The following is a 23,024-nucleotide window of genomic DNA, read 5'->3' on the forward strand; positions in this document are numbered from 1 at the left end:
AAACAGCAACACTACTTTTGATGCATTAAAACCAAAAGTAATGTTGAAATACATCGCTACACTGCTGATCATTGTTCTGCTTCCCGCCTTTTCACAGGCACAAAATACAGGAACCGTAAAGGGACATGTATTTGATACAGCTACCCAACGCGGACTGGCATATGCAACCGTTTCTATTGTCAATACAAAAGATTCTACCCTGGTTACTTTTACAAGGGCCGACTCAACAGGTAAATTCAATATCAAGTCACTTGAAAAAGGCAGTTATTTAATTTCTGCTTCTTATGTTGGTTATGTTCCGGTATGGAAATCTATTGATATACAAGCGGGTCAGGAACTCAATCTTGGTCAGTTGATACTTACCGATGTATTAAAGAGTGGCGATGTAACTGTTACTGCACGTCGTGCGCCGGTGACCATTAATGGTGATACGGTGGAATTCAATACTGAAAATTTTAAAACACAACCCAATGCTGTGGTCGAAGATCTTTTAAAGAGATTACCGGGCGTAACCGTAGACAACGATGGAACCATCAGGGTAAATGGTCAGCGTGTGAACCGTGTATTGGTGAATGGGAAAGAGTTTTTTACCGGCGACCCTAAAATAGCCACAAAAAACCTCGATGCAGATGCGGTAGACAAAGTTCAGGTATTCGATAAAAAAAGTGATCGCGCAGAGTTTACAGGAATAGACGATGGTAATTCTGAAAAAGCCATCAACCTTAAACTCAAAAAAGACAGAAATAAATCCACTTTTGGAAGAATTGCAGGAGGAGTAGGTGGCGATGATGGTCGCTATGACGCACAGACCAATGTTAATCGTTTTAATGGCGATCAGCAACTGTCGCTTCTGGGTATGGCGAACAATGTCAATAAACAGGGTTTTAGTCTGAATGATATCATGAATTTTTCGGGTGATCTGGCAAGAGGTATGCGCAATGGGGGCGGGGGTGTAAGTATTAGTATTGGTGGTCCTGGCGGAGATAACGGATTACCTGTTACAGGGCTTGGACAGAATCAGCAAGGTGTGGCTAACACTTATGCGGGTGGAGTGAACTATAATGACCTCTGGAATAAAAAATCGAATGTCAATACCAGTGGTATGTTCAGCGATATCGATCTGCTCACCAACCGTACCACCAGCCGTCAGAACCTGTTACCTGGTAATTCATTTGATTATATCAGTAACAGTAATGCGGCGAGGAAAGTACAGCAACAGAGATGGAACGGAAGTATTGATCATAAATTCGACAGTTTGATTTCACTGAAAGTTACTCCTCAGGTTTCAGCTCAACAGAATAGCACTAATACATATAGTAGTTATAGTTCAACCAATAAAAATGGTCAGAAAATAAACGATGGTTTCAGCGACAGCAAAACCAGATCCGAAGCCCTGAATCTTTCTGCAACAGCATTATACCGTCAGCGTTTAAAGAAAAAGGGAAGAACCATATCAGGAAACTTTACATTGAATTATAACGACAGTAAACAAACCGGCGATCTCTTAACACGCAATACTTTTTATGCAGCAGGTGTGCCATTGAGAGATTCTATTACCAATCAGAAGAATACCCGCAATGCCATTACCCGGAATTTCGGAGGAACGATTACTTATACTGAGCCAATAGGTCGCAGGTCATTGCTGGAGATATCATCTTTCTATAATACCAATAGCGGACAAAGCGATCGCAAAACCTTCGATTATAACAGTGGGTCTGGTAAATACGATCAGTATAATACCATCCTGAGTAACGATTTTACCAGTAGTTATAATTATGGTGGTGGTACATTGAACTTCAGATCGAATATGAATAAAGTGGTATTAACTGTAGGATCATCATTCCAGGCAGCAACATTGAGAAGTACCAATAACAGCAATGGAAACATCATTGAACAGCGCTTTTCAGACCTGTTACCCAGTGCCAATATTCAGTACAGGTTAACATCAAGTAAAACACTGTCACTGAACCTGAATACATCTACCACACAACCATCAACAGCACAATTACAGCCTATAGCTGATGTAAGTGACCCCTTGAATACGTCGACTGGTAACCCTAACCTGAAACGTAGTTATATGCAGTCGCTGAACCTTAGCTTCTTTTCAACCAATATATACACACAAAAGAACTTGTTTGCATTTATCTCAGCCACCAAAACCAACAATGCCATCGTTAACTCAGATGCGATACAGCCCAATGGTTCCCGTTTATCAATGCCGGTAAATGCAGATGGACAGTATTTTATTTTTGGTAGTGTAAATGCCGGTTTCCCCATTAAGAAAATAAAATCAAGGGTTGATATCGGAATCAGTACCAACTACATGCGCAATATCGCTTTCCTGAATGGAGCAAGAAATAATATAGCAAACCTGGGTGTGGGACCATCACTTACTTATAGTTTTGCCCAGGACGGGTTAATGGATATCAACGCAACAGCAAGATTAAATATCAGCAAAGCCACTTATTCATTGCAACCCATGCTGAATACCAATTATCTGCAGCAGACATATAATATTGAAATGAATAATTACCTGCCATTGGGGTTAGTCATGAACAACAGCTTCAATTATACAGTGAATTCAGGACGCGCAGATGGTTTTAATACCAAAATACCTTACTGGAATGCATCACTCGCCAAAGCTTTTATGAAAAATAAAAGAGGTGAACTGAAGCTGAATGTGTTTGACTTGTTGAATAAAAACGTCGGTATCAACAGGTCGGCCAACCAGAACTATATAGAAGATACCCGTTATAATGTGTTACAGCGTTATTTCCTGTTGACCTTTACCTACAGGTTGAATAAAGCAGCTACCGGAGGAGGAGCACGCATCATCACCAGAACTTTCTAAGCACAGTATTCTCTTTTCTCATATTTATCAGTCATCCCCTTCTTTCCAGAAGGGGATTTTTATGCAATATATCATCCGCTGATTCGTCTTAAGGGTAGAAATTCATTACACATGATCCTTATTGGCGGTATAGTAATATTTTTTGTACTGATTATTTATGTTTTTGTAAGAACTAAACCTTTTGGTAGTCTTCCCGGCGGAAAAAGAAAAGAGCGGATAGAGAAATCACCCAATTACCGGGAGGGGCGTTTCCAGAACCTGCATCCTACACCTGATCTGGCAGAAGATGCCAGCTATTATAGTGTATTGATGGAATTTTTCTTCCGCAAAAAAGAAAGACCCAAACCATCGACTCCAATTCCTTCTCAAACAACTTCTCTTAAAGCATTGGCATCGGAGGAACAGGTATTGGTTTGGATGGGACATTCATCTTATTTTATTCAAATAGACGGGAAAAAGATATTGGTAGACCCTGTATTGAGTGGTGCTGCATCGCCTCTATCCTTTACCACCAAAGCATTTCCGGGCACAGATATTTACAAAGTGGAAGACCTGCCCGATATTGATTACCTGTTTATCTCACACGATCATTGGGATCATCTGGATTACACAACAATACGTTCTTTAAAAAACAAAGTAGGAAAACTCATCACAGGTTTAGGTACAGGTGCTCATTTTGAAAGATGGGGATACCGTGAGGAGCAAATCGTTGAACTGGACTGGCATGAAAAAGCAGTATTATCAGCCGATATTGAAGTAACAGCATTGCCTGCTCGACATTTTTCAGGCAGGGGTTTTAAACGTAACCAGAGTTTATGGGTATCATTTGCATTGCAAATGCCATCCATGAAATTATACCTGGGTGGTGATAGTGGTTACGATGACCATTTTGCACGAATAGGGGAAGCGCATGGTCCCTTTGATCTGGCAATACTTGAGTGCGGGCAGTATGATAATAACTGGCGCTATATTCATATGCTACCTAACCAGATCATGCCGGCGGCACGCGCATTAAAAGCAAAACAGCTGTTGCCGGTACACTGGTCTAAGTTTACACTCGCCAATCATGCATGGGACGAGCCTGTAACTGAACTGTTGAAGTCCGTTAAAGAAAACGATCCGCAGGTATTTACACCTATGATTGGGCAAAAGCTTGATCTGATTCATCCATCTGGTCTTTCACCGTGGTGGTTACAGATACAATAAATAAAGAGGCTGTATCTTTTTCGACACAGCCTCTTTATTTATCAATATAGTGATGTGATTAAACTAAATAACCCAGCTCCAGATGTTAATTTGGAGAGAATTGGATGGATTATCCACCAATGCGGAAATTTCCACCACCACCTTGTATCTGTTGCTGCATCATATCCATACGCATTTTATTAAATTCAGCAGCTGTAACAGTTTTTCCTTTCTTAGGTTCTTTCAGTAACTTCTGATCTACTTCTTTTTTAATTTCCAGTGCAGTAAAAACAGTTGCTCCATTGTCGCTGTCCAGTTGCAGAATTACACCGGGTAACTGACCATAGCTATCAGGTCCAACGGGACTGATGATATCCTGGGCATACCAGGCTACCAATTCAATTTCACGTGGTTGGGGGCGAGCGGAAGTGGTATCTCTTGTAGGGCTCGCACTTCCTCCACTAAATACCATCATTCTGGGTGCAGCCACTTGTACGGTAATTTTACGGGTTGCTTTTAAACAGGTATAGCCAAGTATCTGTTTGGTTTCATTGGTTAATTTCCAGGGCTGCTGAACAATAGAGTCAACAATAAGATAATTTTTACCGGCGAGTTCGGAACTCAAAATCGATTTTGACTGTGTGAAATTTTTAAATAGTTCTCCTCCATCAGAACCGCCGATAGAGAAATTCATTACCCTCATTCCACCACCACCGCCGGCAAATGGATCCGGCGCCTCGTTTTCGGGAATTACTTTATATAAAGAGATGCTATCACTAAACATCAGAATATGCTTGCTGATGCGAAATTCAGGTATCATGGCCTTCATTTGCTCATTCGCAATAGTACGATGTGAATTGATTTTACGTTCATAAACAATGGTACCCTGTTTAATCTGTGCCTTAATTGAACCCAAACTAAAGACAATGGAAACCAGTAAAAATGCTTTCTTCATGTAGTATAATTTATATTAATAACTTGTAATGGCCCCTGGCCTGAATAACAAACTCAAAGCTAATGGCAGCCTTTGTTAAGCATTCTTGCTCAAAGGTTAATTTAGGTTAATGAAAAACCTTCATAGCATTGTGAAGCCTTTACCTTTGTATTGAGATCATACAACATGAAAAAATTACAGCTTTCACTCTTGTTCATGACAGCTACAGTGCTGCTGCTGGCAGCATTCGAAGGCTACTGGCTGCATAAGCTGTATAAAGACGAGCACGCAGGGTTAAAAAAAGAAGTGGATGTAAGCTTCCGCGAAACCATGAATAAACTGCAATTGTCCCGTTTTGAAAAAGACACTTCACTCATTACGCAAACGATCATATTGCCAACTCCGAAAACGGGGGGTACAACAACCATTGCACATCGTTCGAAACCGGATACAGACAAAAAAAGCAAAACAGCGAATGTTGTTTACAGAACCATTAACAGTCCGGTAGCATTACAAAATATTCCGGCAGACTCTATTCAGTCTGTTTCTGTATTTAAATCTGGTTTTAGTTTTAAAGGAGCCCCTAATCCTGCATTGATTGAAATGATCATGAAACAGGCGAAGGGACAGATGGATTCAGCCACCAGATTTGTATTCAGTCTGGACTCAAATTATAAAGAAGAAATCGGTGATAGGGTGAATGCACGGTCATCTGGCTTTACCATCACCATTAACACAAAAGACAGTGGCTTTCCGGCATTCACGAAAGATAGTCTCAAAAGAGAAATGGTTCGGATAAGAGAGCATCCCATGCTCAGGGCCGCCAAATCATTGCAAGACAGGATGCGAAGAACGGATAGTCTGAAAAAACTGACTGTTCAGCCTGCAGATAAAGTGTTGTTTGCTCAAAATATTCCACGTTCGGGAGGATCAGCTTCTCCCATCATCCGTTTTCTGTCGAATAATAAAACGATAAATGATTCTATACCGGTTAAAGAAGTAGACTCAGCATACAGAGCCGAACTGGGGAAGACCAATAAAAAATTACAGTTTGCCATTCTTTTTGAATCATTTAAAGACAGTGTACCCGGAAAATGGAATTTTAAAAGAGATAGTTCCGACCTGGTTATCACGGATAAAGTATTTGTAGGATACAATACACCTTACGCATACCAGGCAAAATTTGAAGGAACAGGGATGTATGTGCTGGGAAAAATGCAGATGCAGATAGGGGGCTCCATACTATTGCTTTTGCTGGTGGCAGGATCATTTATCATTCTGTACCGTAACCTCCTCGCTCAACAAAGACTCGCTGAAATAAAGAATGATTTTATCAGCAATATCACACATGAATTAAAAACACCAATAGCAACGGTTGGTGTAGCCATCGAAGCACTGAGAAATTTCAATGCCATACAAAGCCCTGAAAGAACCAAGGAATACCTTGATATTTCGGCCGCAGAGTTACAACGATTGAGTTTACTGGTCGATAAAGTGCTGAAACTATCTATGTTCGAGAAACAGCAGATTGAACTTAACAAAGAACCATTCGACCTGAAAGAGCTTATCGAAGAAAACCTTCGGATCATGAAGTTACAGTTCGATAAGCACAGGGCAACCATTAATTTTACTGCATCTGATAACAGTTATATGATAGAGGCAGATAAATTACACATGACAAGTGTTATTTATAATCTCCTGGATAATGCACTAAAATATGGTGGCAACAGGCCAGATATACAGATTGTAATGACCATGCCCGATACAGAGAAAATCATGCTGCGAATTACAGACAATGGTATTGGTATAGCCCCCCAGCACCAGACAAAAATTTTCGATAAGTTCTTCCGCGTCCCCACCGGTAACAAACACAATATAAAAGGATATGGACTTGGGTTAAGCTATGTGGCAGAAGTGGTAAAAAGCCATAAAGGAATCATCCGGGTGGAGAGTGAACCGGAGAAAGGCAGTACATTTATCGTAGAACTTCCAGTAAGAGACCAATAAAAGCTTAGTAGCCATGCCCATCAAAGTGTTATATGTAGAAGATGAATTATTTCTTGGCAAGATTGTGAAAGAAACGCTTGAGACAAGAGGCTTTGAAGTAATCATGGAATCCGATGGTGCCGATGTCATCCGTTCATTTGAAGATGAACAACCCGATATCTGTATACTTGATGTGATGCTACCCAACAGAAGCGGGTTTGAATTGGCAGAAGACATCCGCAAACTCAATGATGATGTACCCGTTATTTTCCTGACAGCGAAAACCCAAACCGAAGATGTGGTACAGGGTTTTAAAATTGGCGGTAACGACTATATCCGCAAACCCTTTAGCATGGAAGAACTGATTGTTCGTATCGAAAATGCATTAAGGGTGCGAAAAGAAGATATGCCTGCCGATATGGGCGACAGTATTGTAATGGGCAAATACCATTTTCAGCTCAACAAACAGGTATTGAGCATTGGCTCAGGAGAACGAAAACTGTCATACCGGGAAGCAGAACTCATCAAATACCTCTATCAAAACCGCAATGCAGTCATAGATCGTCGTGAACTACTCAACCATATCTGGGGAAACGACTCTTTTTTTAACAGTCGAAACCTCGATGTCTATATCACCAAAATCCGTGGCTACCTGAAAGAAGACCCCAGCCTGGAAATTATCACCATAAAAGGGGTAGGGTATCGGTTTGTGGTCTGAGAAATAATGAGCAGCAGAACAGAGGAATGTCCAATTTTCAATACTTAAAGTGCATTACTTTAAAATTGGACATTCCTCTGTTCTGCTGTTCTACATTCTGCTATCTTTGCTCTCCATAATCGCCAAGCCATGAATGATAAATTTGTTGCCCGGATCGGGGCAGAACTGCAGGAGATAGAAGCAGCGGGTCTTTTTAAAAAAGAGCGCGTCATTACCAGTGAACAGGGTCCTGAAATTGTAGTAAATGGGAAATCGGTACTGAATTTTTGCGCCAACAATTACCTCGGTCTTTCTTCTCATCCAAAAGTGATAGAAGCTGCACATAGAGCCATCGATACACATGGGTATGGTATGAGCAGTGTTCGTTTTATTTGTGGTACACAGGATATTCATAAAGAACTCGAAAAAAAGATTGCAGACTTTCTGGGTACAGAAGATACCATTTTATATGCCGCTGCTTTTGATGCCAATGGGGGCGTATTTGAGCCCTTGTTTAATGAACAGGATGCCATTATCAGTGATGCCTTGAACCATGCATCCATTATTGATGGTGTTCGCCTGTGTAAGGCGCAGCGTTTTCGTTATGAGCACAATAATATGGATGACCTGGAAGCCAAATTGAAAGAAAGCGCTGGCTGCCGCAGCAGGATCATTGTTACCGATGGATCATTCAGTATGGATGGTACCATTGCTCAGCTCGATAAAATCTGCGACCTGGCCGATCAATACGATGCCATTGTTATGATTGATGAATGCCATTCATCGGGCTTTCTTGGTAAAACCGGACGTGGTACACATGAGTACCGTGGCGTCATGGGTAGAATAGATATTATTACCGGCACACTGGGTAAAGCACTGGGAGGTGCAAGTGGTGGTTTTACATCGGGCAAAAAAGAAATCATTGAAATGTTGCGACAGCGCAGCCGTCCCTATCTTTTCTCTAATACAGTGGCACCTTCTATTGTAGGGGCATCTATTGCAGTGCTGGATATGCTTACCGAAACCACACAGTTAAGAGATCAGTTGGAACACAATACAAAATATTTCCGCACAAAAATGACCGAAGCCGGATTCGATATCAAGCCGGGCGATCATCCGATTGTACCTATCATGTTATATGAAGCAGTAGTGGCTCAAAACTTTGCCGCCAAATTACTCGAAGAAGGAGTGTATGTAATTGGATTCTTCTATCCGGTTGTAGCGAAGGGGCTTGCACGTATCCGTGTACAGTTGAGTGCCGCACATCAACAACACCATTTAGATAAAGCCATCGCTGCATTTACAAAAGTGGGTAAGGAACTGGGGGTTTTGAAAGGATAAGTAGAATAGCTATTATAAGGTCATTAAAATAAAACTATGTCATCAGTAAAAAATATTTTTTCACTCGGTTGTGTACTCAGTGTTTTATTAATTGCCTGTTCGCCAAACAATGTAACAGTGGAAGACAGCTTCAAAAAGTATTTCGATGAAAATAAAGTAACAGGTACGTTTGGTCTTTTTGACAACGGAACAGGACAATTTACCATCTATAACCTGTCACGCTTTAAAGACTCCTCATATCTGCCAGCTTCTACATTTAAAATTGTGAACTCGCTGATTGGTATTGAGACGGGTAGGGTACCCAATGAAAAAATGATAATCAAGTGGAACGGTAAAGTGAATGTATTTCCGGGTGGAGATACAGCACACGACTGGAACCGCGATCTGACTATGGAAGAAGCTTTTGCTGCTTCAGCATTACCCTATTACCAGGAAGTGGCACGCCGAATTGGTAAAGACACCATGCAAAGATGGATCGATAGCCTTCAGTATGGGAATAAGCAAATAGGTACTGCTATTGATTCATTCTGGATCAACAATACTTTAAAAGTTAGCGCCGATGAACAGATGGGGTTGGTTAAAAGATTGTATTTCGCGCAATTGCCTTTCCAGAAAAGAACGCAGGAGATCGTAAAGAAAATGATGATCAGGGAAAACAATGCCAACTATCAACTGGCATATAAAACCGGTCTTGGATTTAAGGAGAATGGAAACCTGATTGGCTGGATGGTTGGCTGGATTGAAGAAAATAAACACCCATATTTTTTTGTATTAAACACCGAAGGGCCCAACGATGCAAAAATGATAGAGGCACGGATGAATATCCTGAAAGCCATTTTAAAAGAACAGGGCTTTTTTGAAGGCAAGCGTTAATCCTCCCCGTATGAAAAAAAGGCAAGATTATATATCATGGGATGAATACTTTATGGGTGTTGCATTATTGTCGGCCAAACGCAGCAAAGACCCCAATACACAGGTAGGCGCCTGTATTGTAAATGAAAAGAATAAAATTGTAGGAGCAGGTTATAATGGATTACCCATTGGCTGCGATGATGATGAGTTTCCCTGGAGCAAACAGGGCGATTTTCTGGAAACCAAATACCCCTATGTCTGTCATGCAGAACTTAACGCCATTCTCAATAATATTGGCATGGACCTGAAAGGTTGTAAAATATACACCGCATTGTTTCCTTGCAACGAATGCACCAAAGCAATTATACAGGCAGGTATTTCAGAAGTTGTTTATTTATCCGATAAATATGATGGAACCGATGCATCAAAAGCATCAAAGCTGATGTTAGGAAGAGCCGGGGTACAATTCCGGAAAGTAAAAGCATCATTACCTGGTTTGTTGCTTTCTTTCAAAGAAGAAGATGTGTGATGGTTAACTGTTTTTTCTTTGAATAACCTGAAAAACATTTCCTTCCGGGTCCTGGCCCATAAACAGCAGGTAAGGGTAATTGGTAAAACTGGTAATGTCTTTAACTACTACTCCCTTCTTTAGCAATACTGCATGTAATTGGTAAATGTCTTCACCCGTTTCGAAAACAACTTTGGTATTGCTTTCTGTTGAACCTTTGTCTGCTACAACCGTATAATTATTCCCTGTTTTGTGTAAGCCAATTTTTGCAGTCCCGGCTGAAAAGAGAACCCATTCTGAAGGAATTTCTTCGAGGATACTAAATCCCAATACCTGCTGATAGAAATCTTTCATCAAATCAACATCGGCCACAAATAATATAATGCTGTCAAACTTTAAAGACATGGGATACCATTTACCATAAATATAATCAGTTCAGCGCCTTCCTGATAGCCGGGGCGATACTTGTGCCAAAAATTTCAATGGATTTCAGCAAATCTTTATGGGAAGGTCCTCCAACGTCCATATGTGCTGCAAAACGGGTAAAACCTAATGTTTCGTGCAACTGTAAAATTTTGTCAATGGCTTCATTGGCTTCTCCAATAATCAAAGCTCCTTCTTCACCTCTTCCAAACTCAAACTGATCTCTTGTATAAGGCGACCAGCCGCGTTCTTTTCCAATACGGTTCATCTGTGCTGCATAACGGGGAAAATACTGATCAGCAACTGTGTTGCTGTTATCACCAAAAAAAGCATGCATATGCACACCTGTTTTTAGTTGGTCAACCGGGTGTTTGAAATGCTCATATACTTTCCTGTAATAATCGAATAGTGGTTTGAATTGTCCCGGGCTGCCGCCAATGATGGCAAAAATAACCGGGAGTCCATACCTGCCGGCTCTCAGAACAGATTCGGGCGTGCCACCAACCGCAATCCACATATCAAGCAGTTTATGGAAAGCACGGGGAAGCACTTCCTGATTTACCAGTGGCGACCTGAACCCGCCTTTCCAGCTTACCTTCTGGTGCTGGTTGATCTGAAATAACAGGTCGAGTTTTTCTTCAAATAAAATATCGTAGTCAGACAGATTAAAGCCAAATAATGGGAATGATTCTGTAAAGCTGCCTCTTCCTACTACCAGTTCGGCCCTGCCGCCCGACAGCAAATCGATGCTGGCATATTGCTGGTATAGTCGAACAGGATCAGCAGAGCTTAACACCGAAACAGCACTTCCCAGCCTGATGTTTTTGGTTATAGGTGCTGCTGCAGCGAGTATAATCTCCGGGGTCGATACAGCATATTCATTGCGGTGATGTTCACCAATACCAAAAAAATCAAGCCCCAGTTCATCCATCAACTTAATTTCTTCCATCATTTCCCTTAATCGCTGTCCGGTTGGAATAGTTATTCCCTGCTCCGTTACGTGCAAATCGCCAAACATACCAATTCCCAGTTCCATTTGTTTTTTTTGCAAAAATACAATGCAAATCCGCTGAATCAGTATGTCTGAAAAACGGGATTCACTCAACGGATATATGTGAACTGTTCAGTTAATACATCTTCTTACACAATAAAAACTTAAACAAGTAATAACAAGATGTTAATTTATTTCTACATCGAGATAAAATCCGCAAACAGATCTTTTTAATCGATGAGTACATTTAACCATTGGTAAAAAATAATAAATGTCAAAAATACATTTATAGCTTACCAACTGAATTAGAGCGTTTTTTAGTAAACCAAGAAATCGATTCATATGCTACGTTGCCTTGTCGGCATTGTACCCTTGTACAGTGCATGCTACTCTTTTGTCTTCAATCGAAGCGTTGAATTCCTTTTACAAGATGGATAATGGTAAGGCTGTAAATACAGTCCATATAATATGATGTTTACACTGATCTTTTAATAACCAACTAACATTTCATTATCAACCCTACATTATGAGTAAAGCTACACGATTCATTATCCGGAAGCACTTATTCATGCTGATGCTGTTGTTTTTTACCTGTATAGCTGCACAGGCACAGGTAAAAATCACCGGTAAAATCCTGAATAAGAAAACAAATACAGCACTTGCTGGTGTTGCTGTTGTTGAAAAGGGGGGTACCAATGGTACTGAGTCTCTTGAGAACGGAACATTTTCCCTCAACGTTAAAAATGGTAACGCTACCCTTGTTATTTCTTCATTGGGTTTTACCACACAGGAAATAAAACTGGCTGGTAAAACAAATGTGGAAGTATCACTGGATGAAGACATAAAAGGAATTGATGATGTGGTCATCATCGGATACCAGAACTCAACACGCAGAACCACCTCTGCGGCCATAGCGAGTGTAAAAGGGAAAGACATTGAAAACACACCTTATCCTACATTCGATGCCATGCTGCAGGGCCGTGTAGCAGGGTTGAATGTATTATCCGTATCTGCTGAGCCTGGTTCGAGCGGTATTGTAAATATCAGAGGTAATAGTAGTGTGGCAGGATCAAATGGAGCGGGTACAGCAACAGGTGTTTCAGCTCCTTTATATGTTATTGATGGTGTGGTATTTGATGTAAGTGATTTGCGTACTGCTTATGGCAACAGTAACCCGCTTGCAGCCATCAACCCGAATGATATTGAATCAATTGATGTATTAAGAGATGCGTCTGCAGCAGCCATTTATGGAGCAAGAGCTGCCAATGGCGTAATCATTGTAAAAACAGTGCGTCCTAAAGGCGGTAAACCACAATTCAGACTTTCATCATATGTGGGTCTAACTACTAAACCCAGCATGAAACCGGTCATTATTGGTGCGGAGGAAAGAAGACTTAAGATGGATATCTTACGTGAACAGGCTACTTACCAGCAACAGGGTGTAATGTCGCAATTCCTGACAGACAGTCTGAACCCTGCTTTTAATAATGCTACAGATTTCCAGGACCTTTTTTTCCAGGATGCTTTGTTGCGTAACGTTGATTTCAGTGTTGCTGGTTCTTCACAAGGCATGCAATATCGTTTATCGCTGAATAGCTATCTGGAAAATGGTCTGCAACCCGGATTTAGTATTAAAAGGCTTGCACCAAGATTATTTGTGAGCATGAAACCAGCCAAAACAGTTGAAATTACTTCCGATACCTATATGGGTTTTGTAAAAGAACAGCGTGGTGATGGTACAGGTAACGTAACGCCTTATAATATACAAACCTTTCCGTCTTCATTCTGGCAAATAGATGATGTTACTCGTAATAACTATGCTGGGAAAAATGATAAGGTGAGAGACGATGCAAAAACAACAAGTGTTAATGGTAACCTGCGACTTACATGGAGACCTTTCGAGAATGTAACGTTTATCAGTTCTCTTTCTTATAACCTGGGTTTTGTAAGGAGAGATTACCTGCGCGACAGATCAGTAGTTACCAATAACCGTTCAGATGCCTTCCTTACAGAAAGTAATTCGAGTCGCTATGAAATTGAGAACTATGCTACCTGGAGCAAATCTTTTGGCAGTAGCCAGGATCATAGTGTGAGTGTGTTGATTGGACAGGGTGCGGAGGAACAGGTGGTAAAAAGTACATCGGCCAATGCCAATGGTATTCCTTTTGATGCCATCCGAATTATTGCAGGTGTACCTACAGGTCCGAACCTGAACGTTTCAACCAACTATGAAGATCGCTCACGTGTTTCTTATTTTACCAGGGCCAGTTATAACTATAAGGGCAAATATGGTGTTGATGTAAGCTTCAGGAGAGATGCATCATCACGTTATGCACCTACCAGCCGCTGGGGTACCTTCCCTGCCTTTTCTGCAAGATGGAATATATCTGACGAACCTTTCTTCAAAAAGTTTAGTAAGGTTATTTCATTTGCAAAAGTACGGTTTAGCTACGGTGTTACAGGTCGCGACCCTGGCGGATATTATGCACAGTATCGCCAGTTAAGTACCAATATGAGCTATCCAACATCTTCTTTAGGTTTTGGTGCAGCAGGTAATATTATTACTTATGGCGGGGTTACTGCAGTAACGCCTAACTATGCGGGCGCGGCACCAGCTACCAATATTACATGGGAAAAAGCACCACAAACCAACCTCGGTATCGATATGAATTTCCTTAGAGATCGTATCAGCCTGAGTGTTGATCTTTATCACAAGGAAAGCAAGGATCTGATCTTCAATATTCCTGTACCCGTAACAACTGGTTATACTACTGCCACCAATAATTTTGTGGATATAGCCAACCGCGGTATCGAAATTTCTTTAAATACCAATAACCTTTCCGACCGTAGTCCATTGAAATGGCAAACCAGTTTAAACGTAGCATTCAATGATAACTACGTTACAAAACTGCCGGATGGTAATCGTGACTTTACGTATGGTCCGGTGTTCTTGTCGAGAAAACTAACCATTGGAAAACCATTGTATGGCTTCCAGGTATTCAGAATCAATGGGGTGTATCCAACTACTGCTGATGTGCCTGTAGATCCTTTGACTGGTTTGCGCACAAGAATTTATAGTGGTGCACAATTCATCGGTGGTGATAATGCCAAACAGGATATCAATGGCGACTATAATGTGGATGATAATGATATGATCGTACAAGGTGATCCCAATACCAAAATTTATGGTGGTTTCATCAATACCTTAACCTATAAAGGATTTTCTGTACAGATACTGTCAACATTTATTCTAGGCAGAAGTGTATGGAATGGTTATCTCTCAGATAAACTGGCATCTGCAAGTAATAACCCACCTAACTTTTTTGGAACGAGGTCAGGTCCTGCTGCAGAGTTTAATGGCTTGAATCTCTGGAGAAGACCAGGTGATGTTGCAACACTCGGCAGCCTGTTTAGTACGAACGACCCATGGACTATTCGTTCATCCATGTTCGTAGAAGATGCAAGTTTCTTCCGCATTAAAACTGTGAACCTTTCTTATAGCTTCCCGGTAAGCGAACGCTTGAAAAAGCTGGGTATCCGCATGATCCGTTTATATGGTGTTGCAGATAACCTGAAAGTATTCTATGGTGCAAACCTGCCCGATCCGGAATCAATTGGTATTGACGGGTTCACAACGGCAAACGGTTATCCTGTGCCTAAGAAGTTTACACTGGGTCTGGATATTCAGTTTTAATCTCAAAAAACGAAATCATGAAATTCAAACATTCATATCATAAATACTTACTTGCGCTGGTTACACTGACGATGATAACAGTGTCGTGCAGTAAAAAATTCTCAGAACGAGTTCCTATCAATGCACCCACTGATGCCAACTTCTGGAAAAATGAAACAGAAGCTGTCAGTGCAGTAGCTGGCTCATATGGCACATTACGCGTGGCCCTGAATGAAATGGGAATGGGACATTATTATTACGGTGATACCCAAACCGATCAGTTTGTAGCAAGAACCAATGGGGAAGATTATCCAGCCATTACACAAATTCAATGGCAAACTTTTGTGGCACCCTCTCAAACATTTCGTGCGCTGATTAAACTGCGTCGCTGGGATAATTTTTATCGTGCCGTTGACCAGATGAACAGGTGTATTAAATACATAGAACCCATTCCACTTGCTAATTTTACTTCGGTAGACAAACAGGGAGCCAAGAATACACTTATTGGCGAAAACTATTTCCTGCGTGCTTTTACTTATTTCTACATGTCGAGAATATGGGGTGATGTTCCACTGGTAATTGAAACAGCAGAAGATGCAGCAGCTGCACCCAACCTGCCAAGGGCAAAACAGGTTGATGTGCTCAACCAGTGTATTAAAGACCTGCAGGAAGCCATTAAGCTATTGCCTTATGTAGCAGCCCCTACCGTTAACCGTCCTATTCGTGCCAACAAAGGAACCTGTTATGCGCTGCTGGCACATATCTATGCATGGAGAGGGGAATACGACAAAGTGGTACCTGCGGCTGATTCTGTTATTATCAGTGGTGGGTATTCACATGTAAGTCGTGCTACCAGAGCATCGTATACAGCAATGTTTAAAGGAAATTCTCCTGAAGGCATTTTTGAAATATCTCAGAATGCTACCAATGAAGGTTCATTAATTACAACTGCTTATGGCGATATTAACAACAGTATTGCTGCACGAACGTTGAAATCACCATACCTGCTTACGCAACTGGGTAACTCTTTGTTTACGCTCGATGCAGGTACCTTAAATGTTTTGTTTCCCAATAATGCAGATAGTATTGATTTAAGAAGGAGAAATGGCTTTGATTTCTGGGGTACAACAGATCCTATCTGTACCAAATATGCCAATATTGTTTATACCGGCCCGAATAATACATCGCCACTCAGTCAAAACAATATTTTGGTATTCAGGCTGGCTGATATCAAGCTGCTCAAAGCAGAAGCATTGGCCGCATTGAATAATCCATCAGGCGCAAGAACCATCGTAAATGAAATCCGGGCACTGGCCGGACTTGGTGCCACTTCAGCAACAGATGCCAATATGTTTGAAGAAGTCATCCAGGAAAGAGGACGTGAACTCTTTATTGAAGGCCATCGTTTTTACGACCTTGTTCGCCTGGCTCGTAAAACAGGCATTATCCGATTCAATGGAACAGGCACCATATCACGCATGACAATAACCGATTTCAATCTGGGTAAATATTACTGGCCCATTGATCCTATCCTGATTTCGCTGAACCCATTACTGACCCAAACGCCATTCTGGGCGGATAAAATGTAAGCCATGAACACAAAACAATTTATGATGTCTTATAAATCAATTATTGCTGCATTCATCGTGATCTGCGTGTTTGGTTCCTGTAAAAAGGATTACCTCACTGGTGGAAGCCTGCACCAGGCTATCACACCACTGAATAACGTGGATTATATGAAGGCCAACTCTTTTCAATTGTTTGATACGGCTGTTGTACTCATTGAAAGACTTGGAATGACGGCTCAGGTAAACAACGCCAAAACCTTTTTTGCCTTTACCGATTATTCTATTCTGAATATGATTAACCTCAAACTACAACAAAGGCAACAGGTAAATCCACTGGCAGTGTATACACTCGACAGCCTCGTAAGAGATATCAATGAAGATTCAGTAAGACAATATATTCTAAATGAAACCATTGAATTAAAAACTGCCCCCGAACTCATTCCTGCTACTTATACCAGTGCAGGTAATACAACAATGGGTGTATTGAAGCAACTGCAAACCGGTGCAGCCTACCTGGAAAGAACGCAGGCACCCACTTATCTGCTTTTTTATGTAAAAGTAAGAGGAGCCTTAGATCAACCGGGAGTAACACCACCGGCAAACCAAAACGACATCACAGTGCAGTGCCAGACAACAGGCATAAAAACATCGAACGGAACCACTACCATGCACGTGCTGGCTAACACACACACATTTGTAAGATTCTGATCCCTCAAAAAAAAAGACTATGAAACCTGTTTATAAATCTATTTGTGCACTACTAACCATTATGGTTGTAGGTTATGCATGCTCTAAAAAACCATCAGAAGGTTTTTTGGGAAATAAATTTTATTATTTGTCTAATCCATTTGTTGGTATTAAAGGAAGGATAACAACATCTGTACCGATACAGGCAGATGGGTCCACCAATCCTTTATATGTAAAACTACTGCAGGTTCGTACCCGTGCAGGACAGGTAACAGACGCATTGACCAAAGAGTATGAAATTCCTATTTATAAAGGAGAAGTAACACCACAGGACTCAACCCCACAATTGCTGGCTGCAAAACTCGGTACAGCAATGTATAAACCTTTTAACATCAACTCTATTGGTGGTCGACTGGAATTAACCCCAGCCAGCGCTATGGTTGATACAGGTTTGTATGATTTTGATATTGAAGTGAGTAATATCCGTGGATCGAAACAGATCAATAGTGTAGCGAAAGTGCAAATTACCCCCGCTGTACCTTCTCAACTCATCAGACAGTTTGCGAATAGTTCTGCAGTCAATCAGGAATCTGTATTTACTACACAGTCAAATTTCAGCACCACACTGGAAAGACGTGCAGGCCCTAACCAGATCATCATCCGCTTTCTTGATCAGAATGGAGTGGCATTTAATCCAAAACAAGGTCAGGTATTACCAAGGGTAGGAACTGTTGCAGCACCCAGGTTTGTATTTAAACAGTATGCACCTTATTTTCCGGAAGTCATCAATGACACCGCATTCATTTATCAGTATCCTGAGAAAGTACCCACTTTCCCATTGTACCTGTTAAATAATGCCTACCTGAGTTCTTACAGAATACCTGCAGCAGCAAACACACTTAACCAGAATATTAACCCCGAGTTTGCATTCCGATTGTTTCCGACAGATGGCGTAACATCGGTATCAGGCACCTGGGTAATTACCAATCGTATTGGTTTTGCCGCCAAAAGATAGTTTCTTTAGCAGGCGTTGATTTTAGCAAGAAAGAAAAAGTCACCTTCAGGTGGCTTTTTCAATTTTAAACACCGATGAAATATGAAAAACTACCTGATTGTATTACTCTTACTCAGTGTCTATTCGGAAGTGCATGCGCAAAAAAACACGCAATTGTATAGTCCAGACCGCAAATTGAAAGTATCTGTATTCCTGAATACAAAGGGCGAGTTATTTTATGACGTGTACCATAAAGACTCATTAGTCATAAAAGATTCACGCTTGGGTATTCAAAGAACAGATGCTGATTTTACTACTGCATTAAAAATGGTATCAGTGTCTCCGGTTACCACCATCGCAGAAACATACAGCCTTCTGCATGGCAAGAAAAAACAGGTAAACTACCGGGCTCAACAGCAAAAATTTTCTTTTTCATCGGCATCAGCAAAATCAATGGAAGTCGTTTTCAGGGTATCGAACAATGGCCTTGCTTTCCGGTATGTATTCGATGATAAAAAAGACAGGGATAGACAATATCGCATCACCAAAGAATTAACGGCTTTTCATTTCAAGCCAAACAGCATTGCTTTCCTGCAACCGAATATGAACTCGAAATCGGGATGGAACAAAACCCAGCCTTCTTATGAAGAACAATACCAGAACGGCATAGCTGTTGGTACTGCTGCACCCGAAAAAGCAGGATGGGTATTGCCTGCATTATTCAGATCGGGATCCTATTGGATCAATATTACAGAAGCAGCAGTTGATACCAATTATTGCGCATCAAGACTGGATCAGTATTCGCCTGATGGTAACTATAGCATTGCTTTCCCACAAGACACAGAAGGCATTGGAACCGATGCTGTATATCCACAGTCAACATTACCCTGGTACACACCATGGCGTGTTATTACATTGTCTGATCAGTTAAGTGTACTGGCAGAATCAACACTCGGAACTGATCTTGCCCTACCCGCTAAATACGATGTATCTGCCTGGCTCAAACCAGGTAAGGCTTCCTGGAGTTGGATCATGTATAAAGATGGATCCATCAATTATGCCGTACAGAAACGATATATTGATTTTGCGGCATCCATGAAATGGCAATATTGTTTAATTGATGTGAACTGGGACCGGCGTATTGGCTACGAACGCATGGATACATTGGCCAAATACGCGGCAACAAAAAATGTAAAGCTGATACTTTGGTATAACTCAGCAGGCGACTGGAACACGGTGAACTTTTATACGCCACGAAATAAATTGCTTACACATGTGTCCCGAACAGCAGAATTCGCAAAGCTGAAAGAAATGGGTATTGCGGGTATCAAAGTAGATTTCTTTCCCGGCGATGGACAGTCAGCCATGAAATACTATATCGATATTCTGAAAGATGCTGCAGCATATGGCATCGCGGTAAATTTTCACGGTTCCACTTATCCGCGGGGCTGGTCTCGTACCTATCCCAATCTGGTAACCATGGAAGCCATTAAAGGACAGGAATTCATTACATTCAACCAGCAGGATGCGAACATGCAACCTGTTCATTGTACCACCATACCTTTTACCAGAAACCTTTTTGATCCCATGGATTTTACACCCGTGAATTTATCGGGTATTCCGGGTATCAAAAGAAAAACCACCAAAGCTTTTGAGCTGTCATTATCAGTGTTGTTTTTATCAGGTATTCAGCACTATGGCGAATCGGATAGCGGGATGATAAAACAAAAAGATTTTGTGCAGGAATATATGCGCAACCTACCCGACAGTTGGGATGATGTGAAATTTATTGATGGTTACCCGGGTAAGTATGTAATATTGGCGAGGCGGGCAGGTAAGCACTGGTATATTACAGGCATTAATGGCGAAAATAAAGAAAGCAGTTTCCAGCTCAACCTTTCATTTCTTGGAACAAGATATAAAAAAGGGCTACTTATTAGTGATGATTCAACAGCAAAAGATCTTATTCAGGAACAGGTTGATATAACAGGTGTATATAATATTCTCATGCAGCCATATGGCGGCTTTATTATAAAGACTACAGCAGAATAAGGCAGACATTCAGCACAAAAAAAGAGTGACACATAAACAGTGTCACTCTTTTTTGTATCCGTTATAAGATCAGATCAGTTTAAAAACGATCGAGGTTCATCACTTTATTCCATGCTGCCACAAAGTCTTTAACGAACTTCTCTTTACCATCTGCACAGGCATATACTTCGGCAATGGCGCGGAGTTCTGAATTAGAACCAAAAACCAGATCAGCACGTGTAGCGGTCCATCTAACTTCGCCATTCTTACGATTGCGGCCTTCAAATTCCTGCTGATGACTGTCTGCAGTGGCAGACCAGGTAGTACTAAAATCGAGCAGGTTTACAAAGAAGTCGTTGGTAAGCACACCAGGCTTATCAGTAAGAATACCGTGTTTAGACTGGTTGTAATTAGTATTCAACACACGCATACCACCAACCAATGCTGTCATCTCCGGTGCAGTTAATGTGAGCAGTTGCGCTTTGTCAATTAACAATGCTTCTGCAGTGGCCATTTGTTTTGGTTTCAGGTAATTGCGGAAACCATCGGCATTGGGTTCAAGTACAGCAAATGATTCAACATCTGTCTGCTCCTGCGAAGCATCGGTACGACCGGGTGTGAAAGGAACAGTGATATTATGTCCTGCATCTTTAGCAGCTTTTTCAATAGCGGTACATCCACCCAGTACAATCAGGTCGGCCAATGATACCTGCTTCTTACCTGCGCTGGCATTGAATGCTTTTTGGATACTTTCCAAAGCATCCAGCACTTTTGACAATTGTGATGGATTGTTTACTTCCCAGAATTTCTGCGGAGCCAGACGAATACGTGCCCCATTGGCACCACCACGTTTATCTGATCCACGGAAAGTAGATGCAGAAGCCCATGCAGTAGAAACCAGTTCCGATACAGATAAGCCGGCAGACAGTATCTTGTTTTTTAATGTTGCTATATCTGATGCATCAATCAGTTCATGTGTAACAGCCGGAATAGGATCCTGCCAGATCAGTTCTTCTTTGGGCACTTCTTTACCAAGGTAACGGGCACGTGGTCCCATATCGCGGTGTGTAAGTTTAAACCAGGCACGTGCAAATGCATCTGCAAACTGATCAGGATGTTCGAGAAAACGTCTGGATATTTTTTCATAAGCCGGATCAAAACGTAAAGACAAGTCTGTGGTCAGCATAAATGGAGCATGACGTTTGCTGCCATCGTGTGCATCCGGAACCAGTCCAGCACCTGCGCCATTTTTGGGTTGCCACTGGTGAGCACCTGCAGGGCTCTTGGTGAGCTCCCACTCATACCCAAACAGGTTTTCAAAAAAGTTATTGCTCCATTGAGTAGGGGTAGTGGTCCATGCACCTTCCAGTCCGCTGGTAATGGTATCGGCACCTTTACCAGATCCGTAACTATTTGTCCAGCCCATGCCCTGTTCTTCAATACCGGCAGCAGCGGGTTCTTTGCCCACATATTTACCCGGATCTGCAGCACCATGTGTTTTACCAAAACTATGTCCACCTGCAATCAATGCAACGGTTTCTTCATCATTCATCGCCATGCGACCAAAAGTTTCGCGGATGGCTTTTGCGGCGAGAATCGGATCAGGATTTTTATTAGGTCCTTCAGGGTTTACATAAATCAATCCCATTTCTGTGGCGCCGAGAGCTGCTTCGAGGCTTTCAGGATTTCTGTGTTGAGCTACCCATTCTTTTTCACTGCCCCAGTATACATCTTCATCGGGTTCCCATACATCGGCACGACCACCGGCAAAACCGAATGTTTTGAAGCCCATCGATTCCAGTGCCACATTACCCGCGAGGATCATTAGATCGGCCCAGGAAATTTTATTGCCATATTTCTGTTTGATGGGCCATAATAATAAACGGGCTTTATCGAGATTGGTATTATCGGGCCAGCTGTTCAATGGTGCAAAACGTTGCATACCTGCACCTGCACCGCCACGACCATCATAGGTACGGTAAGTACCTGCACTGTGCCAGGCCATACGAATAAAGAATGGACCATAATGCCCATAATCTGCCGGCCACCAGTCCTGAGAGTCGGTCATCAAAGCAGTCAGGTCTTTTTTCAGTGCGTCATAATCCAGTGACTGAAATGCTGCTGCATAATCAAAATCAGGATCCATCGGGTCAGACAGACTGGAATGTTGTCTCAGTACATTCAGGTTTAACTGGTTGGGCCACCAGTCGCGGTTGCGTGTACCACCGCCGGCAACCTGTTTCAGGCTGCCATTGTGAAAGGGACATTTACTGATGTCGCCATTGGTATTATTTTCCATGTTG

Annotated in this window: 16 protein-coding genes; 12 read left to right on the top strand and 4 right to left on the bottom strand. The window is 41.7% G+C overall.

Annotated features, from left to right (window positions below):
• Positions 1–40 precede the first annotated feature (40 nt).
• On the top strand, positions 41–2,851 hold the full coding sequence (locus ACH3Z1_RS06375; protein ID WP_490821033.1) for an outer membrane beta-barrel protein: 2,811 nt from the start codon (positions 41–43) through the stop codon (positions 2,849–2,851).
• A gap of 111 nt (positions 2,852–2,962) precedes the next feature.
• Positions 2,963–4,057, top strand: coding sequence for an MBL fold metallo-hydrolase (locus ACH3Z1_RS06380; RefSeq protein ID WP_490821034.1), 1,095 nt, complete (start codon positions 2,963–2,965; stop codon positions 4,055–4,057).
• A 109-nt stretch (positions 4,058–4,166) separates the two neighbouring features.
• On the opposite strand, the gene ACH3Z1_RS06385 is transcribed toward ACH3Z1_RS06380, so the two are convergent.
• On the bottom strand, positions 4,167–4,991 hold the full coding sequence (locus tag ACH3Z1_RS06385) for a GLPGLI family protein (protein WP_490821035.1): 825 nt from the start codon (positions 4,989–4,991) through the stop codon (positions 4,167–4,169).
• A 165-nt stretch (positions 4,992–5,156) separates the two neighbouring features.
• Here ACH3Z1_RS06385 and ACH3Z1_RS06390 point away from each other — a divergent pair, with 165 nt between their 5' ends.
• From ACH3Z1_RS06390 to ACH3Z1_RS06410, 5 genes are all read left to right on the top strand, one after another.
• Positions 5,157–6,977 (top strand): sensor histidine kinase, encoded by a 1,821-nt coding sequence (locus ACH3Z1_RS06390; protein ID WP_490821036.1) that lies wholly within the window; start codon positions 5,157–5,159, stop codon positions 6,975–6,977.
• Positions 6,978–6,990: 13 nt separating this feature from the next.
• On the top strand, positions 6,991–7,674 hold the full coding sequence (locus ACH3Z1_RS06395) for a response regulator transcription factor (protein WP_490821037.1): 684 nt from the start codon (positions 6,991–6,993) through the stop codon (positions 7,672–7,674).
• A 129-nt stretch (positions 7,675–7,803) separates the two neighbouring features.
• Positions 7,804–8,994 carry a glycine C-acetyltransferase gene (kbl, locus tag ACH3Z1_RS06400; RefSeq protein ID WP_490821038.1) on the top strand — a complete coding sequence of 397 codons (1,191 nt, stop codon included), beginning with the start codon at positions 7,804–7,806 and terminating at the stop codon, positions 8,992–8,994.
• A gap of 36 nt (positions 8,995–9,030) precedes the next feature.
• Positions 9,031–9,867 carry a penicillin-binding transpeptidase domain-containing protein gene (locus ACH3Z1_RS06405; protein ID WP_490821039.1) on the top strand — a complete coding sequence of 279 codons (837 nt, stop codon included), beginning with the start codon at positions 9,031–9,033 and terminating at the stop codon, positions 9,865–9,867.
• Between the two features lie 10 nt (positions 9,868–9,877).
• On the top strand, positions 9,878–10,375 hold the full coding sequence (locus tag ACH3Z1_RS06410; protein ID WP_490821040.1) for a deoxycytidylate deaminase: 498 nt from the start codon (positions 9,878–9,880) through the stop codon (positions 10,373–10,375).
• Positions 10,376–10,378: 3 nt separating this feature from the next.
• Here the strand turns inward: ACH3Z1_RS06410 and ACH3Z1_RS06415 are convergent, their stop codons facing one another.
• Positions 10,379–10,759: a VOC family protein gene (locus ACH3Z1_RS06415; RefSeq protein WP_490821041.1), complete on the bottom strand. Its 381-nt coding sequence runs from the start codon at positions 10,757–10,759 to the stop codon at positions 10,379–10,381.
• Positions 10,760–10,784: 25 nt separating this feature from the next.
• Positions 10,785–11,813 carry an LLM class flavin-dependent oxidoreductase gene (locus tag ACH3Z1_RS06420; RefSeq protein ID WP_490821042.1) on the bottom strand — a complete coding sequence of 343 codons (1,029 nt, stop codon included), beginning with the start codon at positions 11,811–11,813 and terminating at the stop codon, positions 10,785–10,787.
• A gap of 481 nt (positions 11,814–12,294) precedes the next feature.
• Between ACH3Z1_RS06420 and ACH3Z1_RS06425 the strand changes: the two genes are divergently transcribed.
• The 5 genes from ACH3Z1_RS06425 to ACH3Z1_RS06445 all read left to right on the top strand — a co-directional run bounded on the left by ACH3Z1_RS06425 (position 12,295) and on the right by ACH3Z1_RS06445 (position 20,742).
• Complete coding sequence (locus ACH3Z1_RS06425; protein ID WP_490821043.1) at positions 12,295–15,462, top strand: SusC/RagA family TonB-linked outer membrane protein; 3,168 nt, start codon at positions 12,295–12,297, stop codon at positions 15,460–15,462.
• A gap of 17 nt (positions 15,463–15,479) precedes the next feature.
• Positions 15,480–17,030, top strand: coding sequence for a RagB/SusD family nutrient uptake outer membrane protein (locus ACH3Z1_RS06430; RefSeq protein WP_490821044.1), 1,551 nt, complete (start codon positions 15,480–15,482; stop codon positions 17,028–17,030).
• A 3-nt stretch (positions 17,031–17,033) separates the two neighbouring features.
• Positions 17,034–17,717 (top strand): hypothetical protein, encoded by a 684-nt coding sequence (locus ACH3Z1_RS06435; RefSeq protein WP_490821045.1) that lies wholly within the window; start codon positions 17,034–17,036, stop codon positions 17,715–17,717.
• A 19-nt stretch (positions 17,718–17,736) separates the two neighbouring features.
• The gene (locus ACH3Z1_RS06440) at positions 17,737–18,711 is read left to right on the top strand and encodes a hypothetical protein (protein WP_490821046.1); all 975 of its coding nucleotides are present in this window, start codon (positions 17,737–17,739) and stop codon (positions 18,709–18,711) included.
• Positions 18,712–18,792: 81 nt separating this feature from the next.
• Positions 18,793–20,742, top strand: a complete 1,950-nt coding sequence (locus tag ACH3Z1_RS06445) for a glycoside hydrolase family 97 protein (RefSeq protein ID WP_490821047.1) — start codon at positions 18,793–18,795, stop codon at positions 20,740–20,742.
• 79 nt (positions 20,743–20,821) lie between these two features.
• Here the strand turns inward: ACH3Z1_RS06445 and katG are convergent, their stop codons facing one another.
• Positions 20,822–23,020: a catalase/peroxidase HPI gene (katG, locus tag ACH3Z1_RS06450; RefSeq protein ID WP_490821048.1), complete on the bottom strand. Its 2,199-nt coding sequence runs from the start codon at positions 23,018–23,020 to the stop codon at positions 20,822–20,824.
• Positions 23,021–23,024 lie beyond the last annotated feature (4 nt).

The organism is Sediminibacterium sp. FW305-C-49 (genome assembly GCF_058231085.1).

What these genes read in the sequence shown, in the direction of transcription:
- ACH3Z1_RS06375 (WP_490821033.1), top strand. Translation starts at nt 41, where the DNA reads ATGTTGAAATACATCGCTACACTGCTGATCATTGTTCTGCTTCCCGCC.
- ACH3Z1_RS06380 (WP_490821034.1), top strand. Translation starts at nt 2,963, where the DNA reads ATGATCCTTATTGGCGGTATAGTAATATTTTTTGTACTGATTATTTAT.
- ACH3Z1_RS06385 (WP_490821035.1), bottom strand. Translation starts at nt 4,991, where the DNA reads ATGAAGAAAGCATTTTTACTGGTTTCCATTGTCTTTAGTTTGGGTTCA.
- ACH3Z1_RS06390 (WP_490821036.1), top strand. Translation starts at nt 5,157, where the DNA reads ATGAAAAAATTACAGCTTTCACTCTTGTTCATGACAGCTACAGTGCTG.
- ACH3Z1_RS06395 (WP_490821037.1), top strand. Translation starts at nt 6,991, where the DNA reads ATGCCCATCAAAGTGTTATATGTAGAAGATGAATTATTTCTTGGCAAG.
- kbl (WP_490821038.1), top strand. Translation starts at nt 7,804, where the DNA reads ATGAATGATAAATTTGTTGCCCGGATCGGGGCAGAACTGCAGGAGATA.
- ACH3Z1_RS06405 (WP_490821039.1), top strand. Translation starts at nt 9,031, where the DNA reads ATGTCATCAGTAAAAAATATTTTTTCACTCGGTTGTGTACTCAGTGTT.
- ACH3Z1_RS06410 (WP_490821040.1), top strand. Translation starts at nt 9,878, where the DNA reads ATGAAAAAAAGGCAAGATTATATATCATGGGATGAATACTTTATGGGT.
- ACH3Z1_RS06415 (WP_490821041.1), bottom strand. Translation starts at nt 10,759, where the DNA reads ATGTCTTTAAAGTTTGACAGCATTATATTATTTGTGGCCGATGTTGAT.
- ACH3Z1_RS06420 (WP_490821042.1), bottom strand. Translation starts at nt 11,813, where the DNA reads ATGGAACTGGGAATTGGTATGTTTGGCGATTTGCACGTAACGGAGCAG.
- ACH3Z1_RS06425 (WP_490821043.1), top strand. Translation starts at nt 12,295, where the DNA reads ATGAGTAAAGCTACACGATTCATTATCCGGAAGCACTTATTCATGCTG.
- ACH3Z1_RS06430 (WP_490821044.1), top strand. Translation starts at nt 15,480, where the DNA reads ATGAAATTCAAACATTCATATCATAAATACTTACTTGCGCTGGTTACA.
- ACH3Z1_RS06435 (WP_490821045.1), top strand. Translation starts at nt 17,034, where the DNA reads ATGAACACAAAACAATTTATGATGTCTTATAAATCAATTATTGCTGCA.
- ACH3Z1_RS06440 (WP_490821046.1), top strand. Translation starts at nt 17,737, where the DNA reads ATGAAACCTGTTTATAAATCTATTTGTGCACTACTAACCATTATGGTT.
- ACH3Z1_RS06445 (WP_490821047.1), top strand. Translation starts at nt 18,793, where the DNA reads ATGAAAAACTACCTGATTGTATTACTCTTACTCAGTGTCTATTCGGAA.
- katG (WP_490821048.1), bottom strand. Translation starts at nt 23,020, where the DNA reads ATGGAAAATAATACCAATGGCGACATCAGTAAATGTCCCTTTCACAAT.